This window comes from Bacteroides cellulosilyticus, assembly GCF_020091405.1.
Lineage (GTDB): Bacteria > Bacteroidota > Bacteroidia > Bacteroidales > Bacteroidaceae > Bacteroides.
In genome coordinates this window covers 3,983,362-3,996,544 of the sequence record NZ_CP081903.1, presented here as the reverse complement: position 1 = coordinate 3,996,544, position 13,183 = coordinate 3,983,362, and the positions used below count along the sequence as shown (strand labels likewise).

The 13,183-nt window shown below is 42.7% G+C and carries 13 protein-coding genes; 3 read left to right on the top strand and 10 right to left on the bottom strand.

The window, feature by feature from the left end:
• Positions 1 to 6: 6 nt before the first annotated feature.
• The 5 genes from K6V21_RS14750 to K6V21_RS14730 form a co-directional block, all read right to left on the bottom strand.
• On the bottom strand, positions 7 to 1,581 hold the full coding sequence (locus K6V21_RS14750; protein WP_224319074.1) for a ClC family H(+)/Cl(-) exchange transporter: 1,575 nt from the start codon (positions 1,579 to 1,581) through the stop codon (positions 7 to 9).
• Between the two features lie 76 nt (positions 1,582 to 1,657).
• Positions 1,658 to 4,405, bottom strand: coding sequence for an outer membrane beta-barrel protein (locus tag K6V21_RS14745; protein ID WP_224319073.1), 2,748 nt, complete (start codon positions 4,403 to 4,405; stop codon positions 1,658 to 1,660).
• 31 nt (positions 4,406 to 4,436) lie between these two features.
• Entirely contained in the window at positions 4,437 to 4,979 is a 543-nt protein-coding gene (locus tag K6V21_RS14740; protein ID WP_224319072.1) for a hypothetical protein, read from the bottom strand.
• Positions 4,980 to 5,003: 24 nt separating this feature from the next.
• Positions 5,004 to 5,357, bottom strand: a complete 354-nt coding sequence (locus K6V21_RS14735) for a hypothetical protein (RefSeq protein WP_022209788.1) — start codon at positions 5,355 to 5,357, stop codon at positions 5,004 to 5,006.
• A gap of 4 nt (positions 5,358 to 5,361) precedes the next feature.
• The gene (locus K6V21_RS14730) at positions 5,362 to 5,901 is read right to left on the bottom strand and encodes an RNA polymerase sigma factor (RefSeq protein ID WP_217713852.1); all 540 of its coding nucleotides are present in this window, start codon (positions 5,899 to 5,901) and stop codon (positions 5,362 to 5,364) included.
• Between the two features lie 164 nt (positions 5,902 to 6,065).
• Here K6V21_RS14730 and K6V21_RS14725 point away from each other — a divergent pair, with 164 nt between their 5' ends.
• The 3 genes from K6V21_RS14725 (at position 6,066) to K6V21_RS14715 (ending at position 8,512) form a co-directional block, all read left to right on the top strand.
• On the top strand, positions 6,066 to 6,611 hold the full coding sequence (locus K6V21_RS14725) for a GNAT family N-acetyltransferase (protein WP_224319071.1): 546 nt from the start codon (positions 6,066 to 6,068) through the stop codon (positions 6,609 to 6,611).
• Positions 6,608 to 6,835, top strand: a complete 228-nt coding sequence (locus K6V21_RS14720; protein WP_007665603.1) for a hypothetical protein — start codon at positions 6,608 to 6,610, stop codon at positions 6,833 to 6,835. The genes K6V21_RS14725 and K6V21_RS14720 overlap by 4 nt, the downstream gene beginning before the upstream one ends.
• Positions 6,836 to 7,414: 579 nt before the next feature.
• Positions 7,415 to 8,512 carry a DUF4421 domain-containing protein gene (locus tag K6V21_RS14715; RefSeq protein ID WP_224319070.1) on the top strand — a complete coding sequence of 366 codons (1,098 nt, stop codon included), beginning with the start codon at positions 7,415 to 7,417 and terminating at the stop codon, positions 8,510 to 8,512.
• 12 nt (positions 8,513 to 8,524) lie between these two features.
• Here the strand turns inward: K6V21_RS14715 and K6V21_RS14710 are convergent, their stop codons facing one another.
• The 5 genes from K6V21_RS14710 to K6V21_RS14690 are packed head-to-tail and all read right to left on the bottom strand — an operon-like array spanning position 8,525 to position 13,046.
• A complete protein-coding gene (locus tag K6V21_RS14710; protein WP_007213229.1) occupies positions 8,525 to 8,701 on the bottom strand; it encodes a DUF4250 domain-containing protein in 177 nt (58 codons plus the stop codon).
• Positions 8,702 to 8,756: 55 nt separating this feature from the next.
• Positions 8,757 to 10,313 (bottom strand): carboxypeptidase-like regulatory domain-containing protein, encoded by a 1,557-nt coding sequence (locus tag K6V21_RS14705; protein WP_224319069.1) that lies wholly within the window; start codon positions 10,311 to 10,313, stop codon positions 8,757 to 8,759.
• A 19-nt stretch (positions 10,314 to 10,332) separates the two neighbouring features.
• Positions 10,333 to 11,190: a FecR family protein gene (locus K6V21_RS14700; protein ID WP_224319068.1), complete on the bottom strand. Its 858-nt coding sequence runs from the start codon at positions 11,188 to 11,190 to the stop codon at positions 10,333 to 10,335.
• Complete coding sequence (locus tag K6V21_RS14695; protein WP_195511817.1) at positions 11,187 to 11,738, bottom strand: RNA polymerase sigma-70 factor; 552 nt, start codon at positions 11,736 to 11,738, stop codon at positions 11,187 to 11,189. Before K6V21_RS14695 ends, K6V21_RS14700 begins: the two co-directional genes overlap by 4 nt.
• A gap of 48 nt (positions 11,739 to 11,786) precedes the next feature.
• The gene (locus K6V21_RS14690; RefSeq protein WP_224319067.1) at positions 11,787 to 13,046 is read right to left on the bottom strand and encodes a carboxypeptidase-like regulatory domain-containing protein; all 1,260 of its coding nucleotides are present in this window, start codon (positions 13,044 to 13,046) and stop codon (positions 11,787 to 11,789) included.
• Positions 13,047 to 13,183 lie beyond the last annotated feature (137 nt).

Here is a 13,183-nt window from a genome sequence, read left to right as displayed (position 1 = left end):
TCCATATCAATAAATGTTTGCCAGGCTGACGAGCGGCTCATAGAGTTTTTCAATATCCTGCGCATCCAATTCAATATCAATCTGGTCCCCCGGAATCAACCGTATTCCGGGGGGCTTTGCGTCTTTACCATCCCGGTGTACATTGATAATGGCACAGTTTTCAGGCAAAGAAAGTTCGTCTACAAGTTTACCATCCATATATGAACCCGTCATCACTTCTATGGACAGTTTATACCTTGTCTGTTCCTGAAAAGCAGGAGTATTGATCATATCCTCATAAAGCGTCACATTGAAAGGCCTTATCTGAAGAAGTTCCGTAAAATAATAAGTCAATCCACCCACTACCACCGATGGGTAGAACACCTCAAAATGTCCTGTTATCTCGGTAATCAATACGATAGCCGTCAAAGGTGTACGTATCACAGCCACCAGGAAAGCAGACATTGAAATCAACATTACATAACTGACATTCTCCGGCTCAATAACCCCATATTCCACTCCCAACAAACCAACAATCTGCCCCAGTAATCCACCGGTGACCAGTGTAGGAATAAAACTTCCACCCGGCAAACCGGATGAAACGCAGATAACAGAAAAACCGAAATGCAACAGCATCATTGCCGTTACCCACATAATTTGTGCATGGCTTCCGGATTGCGCCTGCTCCAAAAGAAACTGTTCTCCCCCACCCGTCAGGTTGACCTGCATAAAGGAAATAATATAAGCGACCAGCAACAGATAGAACATCTTCATATATACCGAAGATTTCACCGTTGCATACACCCGTTTGAAAGAGACCATCATCATGGAATACAATTTTCCGCAAACAGAAATAATCACTGCAAGTAACAGAAAGTACTTCACCTGGACTCCAAAAGAAAAACCGGGCTCGGCCACTTGTATCAAATGATAAGAATTTACCGGAAAAACCATGCTTGCCACCGCACCGGCCACTACACCGGCCAGCAGGGTAGTAATAGCGGTTTTGGGAGCATCAAAACGTTCGATGGATTCGATGACAAGCAATGAAGAAGCCAGCGGCGCCGCAAACGCAGCCGCAAGGCCGGCACCGGCACCGGCAGCAAGCAATTGCTTTCGTTCACCACGTAGAATATGTGTCCAGCGTGCCACAAGGCATCCCACATACGAACCTATTTGTACGGAAGGCCCTTCACGTCCCAGCGATAATCCGGCCGAGACCGAAAGAATACCGCCGAAGAACTTAGAAACCAACTCTATGAAAGGATGCTTATAAGTGATGCGCCCGTTGATGGCAGCACGCGTTTGAGGAATACCTCCTCCGGTGATAAGCGGCATTTTCATTACCAGCCAGGATACGAATATCAGTACCGCCCAAAAGAAAAGAAAAAGAGGAATATGCCAGTACCACTCTGGACGGGAAGCAAAAAACTCACTTCGCAAGTTAAAGAAATAATATAGGCAATAATGATAGGGAACAGCCACCAACCCCGTCAGCAATCCTACGAAGATGCTGACGAAATACAGGCGGGCATCAACCAGTTTCAGTTTCACAACATACCACTTCCTCAGTTTTCTAAAGTTTTTGAACCTTTGAAACATTCCTCAGAGTTTTCTTTTATTAATTTGAGTATCTACAACAAATTAACCCTGTTGAAGTTTCCACACTTTGCGTTTTTTACTTTTTCCCCATCATATTCAATCGCAGGATAGTGTGCACCATAAAATAACGTCCCAATACATTGTAGTCCGCATCACGTATGGCAGTAGCCGAAATGGTGCGTACCATGGAAATCTCCTGGCGAAGAATATCATAAAACTTAAAACGAAGTAATAGTTGTTTCTTTTTCAAGAAAGCTTTCGACAGTTGGCAGTTCCATATCAGGTTCTTCCGTCCACTGCTGTCGTATCCATATCCGGTACGAAGAAAATATGTGAGATCACTGCTGTACTCGAATCCCCAGGGGAGATAATACTGCAAGTCTCCTCCAAGTTGATAGTCGAACGTTTCTGTGCGCATATCTTTCACGTTATTATACGAATTATTATACAGCACTTCTCCACGCGCACTCAGTTCGAGTTGCCGGGTACGAAAAGTAAATTGCAGGCGTTCACGCGCCGTAAGATGCTGCACGGAACTCTTCATCGGCTCTTCTTTGTTCTGAGTGGTATACCCGTTCTGATTCCTATATTGCAAATAGGAATAGGTACGAAACAGCCAGTTGCGGTTCTTGAAAGGCCCGCTCAATGAAAGTGCACCTGATGCCCGCCAGTTACCATTCAAATTAACAGGCATGGTGGTTCTGCCTCCCGTTTCGCTGTCGTAAGTCACCTGGTTCGTTACACTATTGAGCACATTCTCCACAAAAAAAGATACCACCATGTTGCGCTGATGTTTCACATTATACGAATTATAATTCAGTGTAAACGTATTGGTGTATGAAGGTTTCAAAGAAGGATTACCGATACGGATATTCAATGGATTCGTCATGTCGGCAACCGGTTGTAGGTCACGAACACTCGGTTGTCGTCCTTTTCCTCTATAAATTGCCTGCAACTGTGTACGCTTGGAAAACTTATAACGGAAATTCAGTGTCGGTGAAAAGTTGAGAACAGTTTTACTCATTTGATGCTTGGAAACATCATCCAGAAAAGAACGGCTATCCAGTTTCTGGGGTTCCAGATCGACACCTATATTGTAGTTGTACTTTTTCCGGGAAGTACGGACAGCCATATTGAAAAGATGGGTGCTGTATTGGCTCTCAAAACTATTACTGGCCAGAGAATCGTAATCGGCAACAAAATCTTCCATTGCCTCATCCCAGTTATAGACAAAGCGGTCCGAATTAGTTACCCGGTATTGATAACTGTAACGAAACTGAAGAAAGTAACGGTTAGGCAACGGCTCCACATACACCAGTTGCAGACGATAATTATATCCGTCACCTTCATCATCCACACGCTGGTTGACTACTTTCTCTGTATCATTCTTAAAATAATGTGTAGTAGAAAAGTTTTTCCTGTCGGCAGAAGAAGTATTCGTTCCATAATCCACTTTCAAAGCCAGATTCCGTCCTTTACGGCTGAACTTACGGTTGACTTGCAACATGAAGGTCAGATTATACTGGGAATTATCGTAAAGATTAGAAGCCGTTCTCTCATTCAGAAGTGTTTCGTCCGACCAACTCTGTTGATATCCACTATTCCTCCTGTCACTTGCCACATAGCGATATTGCGGACGAAACACCAGATTGGTGACTGAATCTATTTTCCATTCCAGATAAGCATTCGCCGTCAGGTTGTGGTTCTTCATGTGATTGCTGTTAGTGCTGTGGCTTATCGATTTATCCTGTTTCAGGAAATTATCCACCGTAGTACTATTATCCTCCGAACGGTCGGTACCCGTATATTGCACATTGGAGCGAAGCTTCACTCTGTCCCAGTCATGAGTGAAATTCATACCTAAAGAATGTGAGGTAACCAGTCCCACCCTATTCAGGATATTTCCACTGGCAGCCGATGACTCCCGTTGCAACTCCGAGAAGCCTTGATTGTTGGTGTTATTCAGATTGCCGATAATAGTAAGTTGGGAATTATCCCGGAAGCGGTTCAGGGTATTGGCAAGTTCATACCGCCCTTTGTTGCCCGTGCCTGCCATGAAATTATCCATCCATCCTTTCTTCATGTCCTTTTTCACCCCCAGGTCAAGTATCATTTCCTCATCCCCGTCATCAATTCCGGTCAGACGTGCCAAATCGGATTTACGTTCATAAGTTCTCAGCTTCTCCACCATTTCTACCGGCAGATTTTTCAGGGCAGCTTTCGGATCATCCGCAAAGAACTCTTTGCCGTCTACCAATATCTTCTTAACTTCCTTGCCATGAATCAACAGCTTTCCATCGCCATCTATCTCTCCACCGGGCAATTGTTTTACAAGATCTTCGAGCATGGAACCTTCGGGGGTACGATAGGCAGAGGCATTGAAGACCGTGGTATCCTGTTCGGTAACTGCCAGAGGAGCTTTACCCACCACTACCGTTTCACCCAACAAAATGCCATCGGAAAATAGTGCAATATCACCCAAGTTCTGCGAAGTACCTCTGAATGAAGAGGGAATAGATTTAGAAAAAGTGGTATAGCCAATGAAAGAAATCTCTAAAAGCAATTTCTTGTCTTTGGGCCAGACAACCGGCATCCTGAATTTACCGTCGTCCGTAGTGGCTACACCTGCAAGAAAAGTACTGTCTGGCAAGGTTAACAAACGTACCGCCGCATGCCCCACCGGCTGCTTCGTATCCTTATCAACAACACGTCCGGCAAAGCTTCCTTTGCCGGACTGTGCATGAACGGTCATACCTGACCACAACAAAACAACATAGATTAAGATGTTCCGGAAAGTCAAATATGTATGCCTGCCATGGTCCATTCGTGTTTACCAAGTAGTTTAATGAAAAATGTTATTTATTATTTGAAGCTGGTCTTGCATGAGCCGGCCGTTTTCCTTGACCATGTTTCTGACCTTTTCTTCTGTCAAATTCTTTTCTGAATTTATTCGCATTGCTTCTTTCTGTCTGATAGATTTTTGCAATCTGCTTGGGAGACAGAATCTTGCGGAATTCATTATAATATTTCTCGCGAATATCCAGTATCTTACGGCTTTGCGCAAACTGATCCTTGATCTGCTTTTCTATTTCCGCATCTGTCAGTACAGGTTTGGTAGCCGGGGTTGCTTCCGCATTATTGTTCCTGGGCCTTTCCCTGCGGTTCATCATCCGGCATTCGCGCAAATCTTTCAGATATTTTTCGTAAACCGGAGTGAACTTGGCAGCTGTTGCATCATCTAGCATCAGTTTCGTCACCATCTGATTGGCTTGTCTTTGAATCATTTGTTCAGGTGTAGGACGTTGCTTATTGGTTTTGTTATCCTTGTTCTGAGCAGAAATTGTCTGGCTACCAATCAGGAGGGCAGCCAAAATTACATAAATAAACTTAGTCTTCATAATCTTCTTGTTTTTAATTAATACCTAATTTAAAAATATGTCATTCTCAGAGAAGTTGACGAGCTCTTCCAACTCCTCATCCGACAGTTCGTGAATCCATTTATCAACCGGATCGCTGCTACTTCTTTCTATAGCCAGCATATCCGAAGTTCCTGCAGGTGCATCTTCCGTCCGGAGATAAGACGGAACAAACAATACCCCTGCCAGTATTGCAGCTGCCGCTATGGCAGTAGAGAACATTATCTGTAAACGATGTTTCCGGCGTTGCCCGCCGCAAGTACGTTCCATCACCTTCTGCTGCATATCCTCAAAAAAATTATCAGGAGTGCGGTAAGGTGTCTTTTTACCGATATCGTCAAAATCAAATTCTTTATTCATCGTCCTATCTGTTTAAGATGTATTCTTTTATTTTTTCTTTCGCATAGTGATAATTCACTTTGAGAGTATCGACCTTACTATCCAGTATACGGCTGATTTCTTCATAATCGAGCTCATCGTAATAGCGTAGGTTGAATATTAGCCGTTGTTTTTCGGGCAAACTCAGTATGGCTTCCTGAAACTTGACTGCCAGTTCATTTTCGTAATCAATATAATCGGAAGCCCTCAGTTTACCTATCAGTTCCTCTTGTACTTCTTCGGCAGGAATTGCTTCTTCATCCTTTCGTGTATTCAGCAAGCGCAAACTTTCATTGGTTGCAATCCTGTATATCCAGGTACTCAGCGAGCTTTCACCACGAAACTGGTCCAAATTACGGTACACCCGGATAAAGACTTCCTGAAGAACATCTTCTGCATCCTCGTGCGACACAACCAAACGCCGTATATAATTATATATAGGTACCTGGAAGTTATCCATCAGCATCTTAAACCCTTTCTTCGGGTCGGAAGCATATACCTGCCGGATCTTATCCTCGTTTATCATCAATTCAGTTTCTTAGCTTTATTAGGTTAGAAACAGAAAGAAGGATGAAGTTAAATCGGGAAGTTCACATTTTGCATTTATTAAATAAGTGGTTAAAAATAAAGTTTCTTATCTTTGCCGGCAACTCTCCCGTTTCAGATTAATTAAAAAAGAAGGATATCGATATGGAATGTAAAATCAGAATATGGAAAATAGATGATGCCGCCGAACTTGCAGCAACCTTAAATAACAAAAACATTCAGGACAACCTTCGGGACGGTCTGCCTTATCCCTACACTGAAGACGATGCAAAATATTATATCAATGAAATGCTGAAGGCCGATAAGAACAGTATTTTCGCCTTCGCCATCACCGCTGATGACAAAGTAGTGGGAAGCATTGGTGTGTTTCGCAAAGATAACATCCACTCGCTGACTGCCGAAATAGGCTATTATATAGCAGAACCTTTTTGGGGCAAAGGCTTGGGAACCTGCGCCATCAAACAGACCTGCCAGTATGTTTTTAGTAACACTGATATCCTCCGTATTTTTGCAGAGCCGTTTAGCTATAATATCGCCTCCTGCCGGATTCTTGAAAAAAGCGGATTCAAAAATGAAGGAACACTCAGAAGTAATGCAGTCAAGAACGGGCAGATTCTGGATATGAAGATGTATTCACTCCTCAAGACTGATAACGAATCATATATTCTGCATAAACAAAATTCATTATGAGAGATCAAGCAGTATTAGTACGCAATGCAGTAAAGAATGAAATTCCTGCATTTGCCCTGATTGGGAAAGATAAGTTTGCATTGCAAACTTTGGAATACTACTATTCCCTGGCAAAAGAAGAGTGTAGCGAAGAGTTTCTTAAAGATTTGAGAGACTTGATAGAGAATGATTTCAAAAGATATCGGGAAGAAAATCCGGAAAAGATAAAGGTACCCGATATGTAGTTCACTTATATCTATAAAAAAAGGCTATCTATCCCAGACAGCCAATCTTTTGTTAACCTTAAATCTAATACTATGAAAAACACATTGCAAAGATACGGACTTTGAGGATATCTCCAAATTTTCAAGGTGATCTACAACATATTACAACATGTTTTAATAGACACTATATTTTTGTTAACTATTAAAGATTCGTTGTGTTAATAATTAACACAACGAATCTTTGACTGATGCAATATTGGTAAGTGTAGTAATAACCTATTGCTAACACTGTATCTCCTTTCTCTGCATTATCTGTCCGATTATATTAACCTCTGCATTTTCTGATTTGTTTCATTGCTTGAAACTCATAGTTTCATGCCGAGAAACCAAGAGTTTCATGCTTTGAAACCAACAGTTTCAAGCGGTGAAACTACAGACGAGGAGGAACGACGAAAAAGAAGAGGTATAATGAAACAATCCCTCCATATTATTGGATATATGCAAAAGAACTGTTAAATTCGCAAATAGAACAATTGCACTTTTTCTTTTTGCGTTGTTTATAGCATAGAGACTCGAACTATTAATTAAGAAATAAGATTGATGCTGAAAAGACTTATCTTCTGCCTGTGGATATTGTTACCCTTCTCTTTGTTTGCGCAAAACGAAGAGGAAAGTTCTACCGCACTCGATAGCCTTAGTACCGAAAAGCATCAGGGGGCCTTCATGAAAGCTATAAAGAAATTCCTCAACTTCAATGACTTCGACACAACTTATATAAGCCCCAACCGATACAACTATGCCTTGATGTTCGATCATTTCACAAACTACGAATATTACTCCGTAGGTACCGCCGCCCCCGAACCCCAACGGCTCCGCTTCACCCCCAACCCTCGCAACAAGATAGGGGCTTACTTTGGTTGGCGCTGGATATTTTTAGGATGGTCAGTAGATACGGACGGACTCCTTGGAAAGAAAAGCGGGAAAAACAGAGGGACAGAATTTGACCTCAGCCTTTACAGTTCCAAGTTAGGGGTGGATATTTTCTATCGTCGCACAGGTAACGATTACAAGATCCATGAAGTAACAGGCTTTTCCGACCGTGTTCCTTCTAATTATTCGGAAGACTTCAACGGTCTGAAAGTAAATATGAAAGGATTCAACTTATATTATATCTTCAACAACCGGCATTTCTCCTATCCGGCAGCTTTCAGCCAGTCCACCAACCAACGTCGGAATGCAGGTACACTCATAGCCGGTCTTTCGGTATCTACGCATAATTTGAAGTTTGATTATGCCAAGCTGCCCGAAATCATTCAGGAAACGATGAGTCCCGGAATGAAGGTCAGACACATAAAATATACCAATATCAGCCTCAATTTCGGATATGCCTATAACTGGGTATTTGCCCGTAACTGTCTGGCATGCCTGTCGCTCAGTCCGGCTGTTGCTTACAAGACGTCGCGCATAGAGAAAGACACAGAAGAGCCCAGCGACTGGTACAAGAACTTCAATATTGATTTTATATTACGGGCGGGCGTTGTATACAATAACAGCAAATATTTTGTAGGTACTTCCTTTCTGGGCAGGACGTATGATTATTACCGGGATAACTTCTCCCTGAACAATGGATTCGGGACGTTGCAAATATATGCCGGATTCAACTTCTATCTGAAGAAAGAGCACCGGAAGAAAAAATAATCTATCTGCAGATTACCAGAACTTATTATGTTCTGCGCTATATTCAAATCCGGCTGACTGCAACAGTCCTACAATCGTCTCTTTATTGACATTCATATCATCACAGAGTTCATCCAATGAAGAATAACAGTCACGCAATTTCGTATTGATGAAGCTGAAAAGCATCATCGGGTCTTTAGGCAATTCCATCTTTCTACTAATACTTATTGATTCCGGCTGCAAAATTACAATTATCCGGATTATCTTATTCCTCCTGATGATCTATTTTTTCTATCTTTAACGCTACTTTCTCTATAATTCTGCTGAGTTCTTCCTCCAGTGGAATAACGTTGAAGTCCTCCCAGAAATGTTCATCATACTTAAACTCTTCATCTGCAAGTACGGTGCGGGGAGGCAATCTTTCAGCTCGGGAGAAGCGGGTTACATTCTCCGTATCCACCAGACAAGTCACCATTTCGAACCAAGTATGCAAAATAGGGTTGCTAAAGAAAAAACGTTTCCGCTTCATCTTGAAGTACAGGTCACCACGGATATGATGGATATAATAAGTACCTTTCCACGGTTTATACGAAATAGTATATACCACCTTCTGTGTCGTCAGATTTATCTTTGGTGCCTGTCTGACGACAAAGATACGTGTAGCCTCCTTGATGTACTTGGGATTTATCTCAATGCGGGCCTGCACCAAAGCGCTATTCTCAGAATCAATATACAACGCCCCACAATAAAGAGGCGTCCTGACACTCCGCTTCTGCTCAAAATAAACCACATTGACACAGCGGTCATCTATGAATGCAATGTCACCGGAGGTATACATATACGGATTATCTTCCGCATCAACCGACAGAAAATCCGGCAGGTCTTTCATTATATCCAACTGCAAACAAGCCTGGATACCGGCCCTGATCTTAGCAACCAGACTGTCTGTACTCTCCCGGTTATCAATCTTACTCATCTTTAGCAGCTTCACCTGATCGGATACGTTAATCTCCGGCAAAGAAGATTTATAAACTTTGAAAACAGCTTCCGTCAAGCTCTGGAATTTATTTTTCAACTGCACCCCCTCCCGGTAGAACGTAGTCAGATAAGCGGGATTCAATGAATAGTTTTCCCCACGCTGATTTACCATTTCACGCAATAGTTTCTTGGGTTCCACCAACCGTATCAGCACTTCCTGCAAAGGAACTATTTTAGGTTCCAGGCTCAACACATTGTCCCGGCCAATCAGCGTAGATGCTTCAATGCTTTGTGCAACATATCCTAAATGGGAAAAAGAAAGCTTGCCATTTTTCAGGGAGTCAGGCAGGTTGAGCCTGAACTCCCCGTTCTTATTTGTAATATTACCTATTGAAGTTCCTTGAAGAATGACCGACGCACTCACAACGGGATCACTCGTTTCTTTATCCCGCAAAAGGCCGGTAATGGTGAAATAGGTTGGCAAGGGTGTCTCTTCCGAGACTTTCCGCTTCCGTACGACCTTCTCCGCAGGAGGCAGAATCAAGATGTGATTTCCTATCACTTTCAGTTCTAATGTCCGGTCGCCTACAATTTCATAGATGGCCTGCCGGACCGTACAGTTTTTCTTTTTTGTCTTGATTTCGACGTCATTGTTCACCACTTTACTGTCGTATACAAAAAGATAACCGGATTGTTCAGACACTTTGCTCAACAGGGAATATACCGTTCCTTTCGTCCCGGGCAACCGGATGATACGTTCCAACACATCTCCTCCGTCCGCCCTCATGCCACAGGTAATGAGAAGCAGGCTCAGAAAAATTATGAAGAAACGATGAAGTTTCATGATTTATATAGTTAAGTTATCATTCGGATAAAATCAGTTTATCACCTTCACGCGAACATTTCAAACTCAGCGCCCAGCAAATAAGTTCCGCTACTGTTTCGGGGGAATTATTCTCAAATTCAATGGTCAGCTTCCGTTTACTCAGAACCGGCGATGCCGTCTGTATCTGCAAAGCGGAAGCCTCGGCATTCACCACTCGCAGAATATCTTCCAGGCATTCGTCCTTGAAACGTATATTCTTTGTATATTGTCTGAACTCATCGGAATCTCCTGTCTCACTCAGTTGTAACTGCCGCGCCTGCAAGGTAACGGTTTCCCCAGCATTTACCAGTACACTTTGTCCGCCTTGCTTCAGTGAGACCTTCACTCTGCCCCGCTGCACGGAGAGCCGGAAGGAGTCATCTCCATGACTACGGACATTGAAAGCTGTACCCAACACTTCTATCTGTACCTTTTCCGTTTCAATCAGGAAAGTTTGTTCATGTTTCTTTGCTACATCAAAGAAAGCTTCTCCCTGTAAGTTCACTTCCCGCTTGTCCGTAGCAAAATGTTCGGGATACTTCAGCGTGCTCTCCTGTGCCAGATATACTACAGAACCGTCTTCGAGCGTGGTAACCAACATGGATGTTTCACGATTTTCTTGCGTCACCAAATTGAGGCTTTCGATCTCTCCTCCCGGAACAAACCACAACGCAGATGCCAGATAGACGAAACCGGCAATTACGGCAGCCGCCAATGTTCCCCATTTCAAGAGAAGTTTGCGACGCACTATCCCTTCCCGCCCTACTCCGACGAGCAGGTTATCTTCATCCAAACGGGCATACAAGCGTTCCCATGCCTCATCCGTCTTCGTCCTATTTTTATTCACTTCAATCATTTCGTAAGGATATAATTATCAATTTCATTTCGTAAGGTTCGCAGCGCTTTCGTCATCTCAGCCTCTACCGTCTTGACGGACAGAGATAATGAAGAAGCTATCTCCGCATATTTCTTTCCTTCCATGCGATGCATTTCAAATATCCGGAGCCGGCGCACGGGTAATTTATCAAGAGTATGGCGGATCAGTCCCTGTAACTCTTCATACTCCAACTGCCGGTGAGGATCAGAATCCTGTTCCGTAGCATTACCCGCCAATACATATTCGCGATACCGTTCCTTGACTTCCTTATGCTCGCAAAACTGGAGTGCTGCATTTCGTACAGCTTTATATAAATAGCTTTTTACGGACTGGAATATCTGCAAATGTTCCCGGTCCTTCCAAAACACGTAGAACAACTCTTCCACAATTTCCTCGGCAGCTTCCATCTCTCCCGTAATACCTGCGGCATACCAGCAAAGAGGGGAATAGTAACGACGGAAGATTTCCTCAAACGCCTTTATATCGCCCTCTTTTATTTTAGTCAGTATGAACAGCTCATTCAGCATACTCCGGAATTATTGTTGGTCTCCAAATATAAGAAAACTATCTGAAATCTAACGGGATTGCTTTTTCAATTTATTCACAGCATGTTCCAGAGTCTCTGTAGGCTCAATAATATTGTATGTCTTCCAGAAATCCTCATTCCAATATTCGTCTACCAAATCATAGAACACTTGTTTTTCTTTGAAAGCTTTCTTGCTAGGAATGGCTGCAAAGTCGCTCTTTCTATCTGTTACCACCATTTCGGAAAATACGGTATAGCTGGAAGAGAATAAACGCTTTTTCCAGTCGCATTTGAAACGAATTTCATTCCGTATGTAATTCAGATAAGTTTTTCCATTCTGTTCCTTATACGTCACCAGATAGGAAACTTCCTGTGGTCTGAAACGTAGTCCGAGAGGCTTCTTATGAAGAATAGCTTCCACCGCCTTCACTCTGTTTTGCATATCCAGAGAGAATTCCGCACGGGTGAATGCCAGTTTCTCAAAATCAATATAGAGTTTTCCGTAAAACAATGCATACATCAGGCTGACTCTGGGGCGAAAACTGACTACATATTGCATACGATTATCCAGATTCACAGGTTCCTCAATATGAAAATCATAATAATTCAGATTTTCCATGCTCAACAATGCATCTCCGTTCTTCACAATATCCAGATAAATAGAAAGATTAGGCCCGCCCACCACTTTTACTGCCAGTGTATCACTGGTTTTCGGGCTCAGCAGGCGACGTCCTTTTTGTAGTTGCACTCTATCATTCGATGGTTCCCGGTCGCTGTACGTAGTTTTAGACACATCTATCACAGCCTCCGATACACTGATATAGCGTCGCCTTTTCTGTACTGTCTCCCGATAAAATGCAGTCAGCAAATTCTTATCAACCGAATAGTTCACCGGAATTTTTTTAATCGCCTCTTCCACAAGCCCCCGGGCGTTATTGCCAAAGATAACAATCTCACTCAGTAGATTAGGAGCCGGCAGCATCCAGATAGTGAGATCAGATACATCTTCCTTATCCTTCAGAGAAACTTGAGAATTCAAATACCCAATATGTGAAACCTCCAATCCCAGAATAGTCTCCGTGTCCTTTATCTTCAGAGAAAACACACCATCTGCATTCGTAACGGTTCCGATGTTCGTACCGGGAACAGACACATTCACATTCTCCAGTTTTCTCTTATTATCCTTATTTTTCACTATTCCTGTAATAGTGAAATAGTTCCCGGCTTCTTCCTGTGCCCATAAAGGTGAAATACCCAACAGCAAAAATGCCATCAACCACCCAACTGCAATACTAGCTAACTTTTTCATCTTCGTATGATTTTAAAGGTGAACAATTCTCGTTTTCTACTACTAAGATCGCTCAGAAATGAAAAACCCTATCGGTTTTGGAAGAAAAAGTAAGGAAAATGTTTCCGGCTTTAAATATTTCGAACAGTTATTTTGTC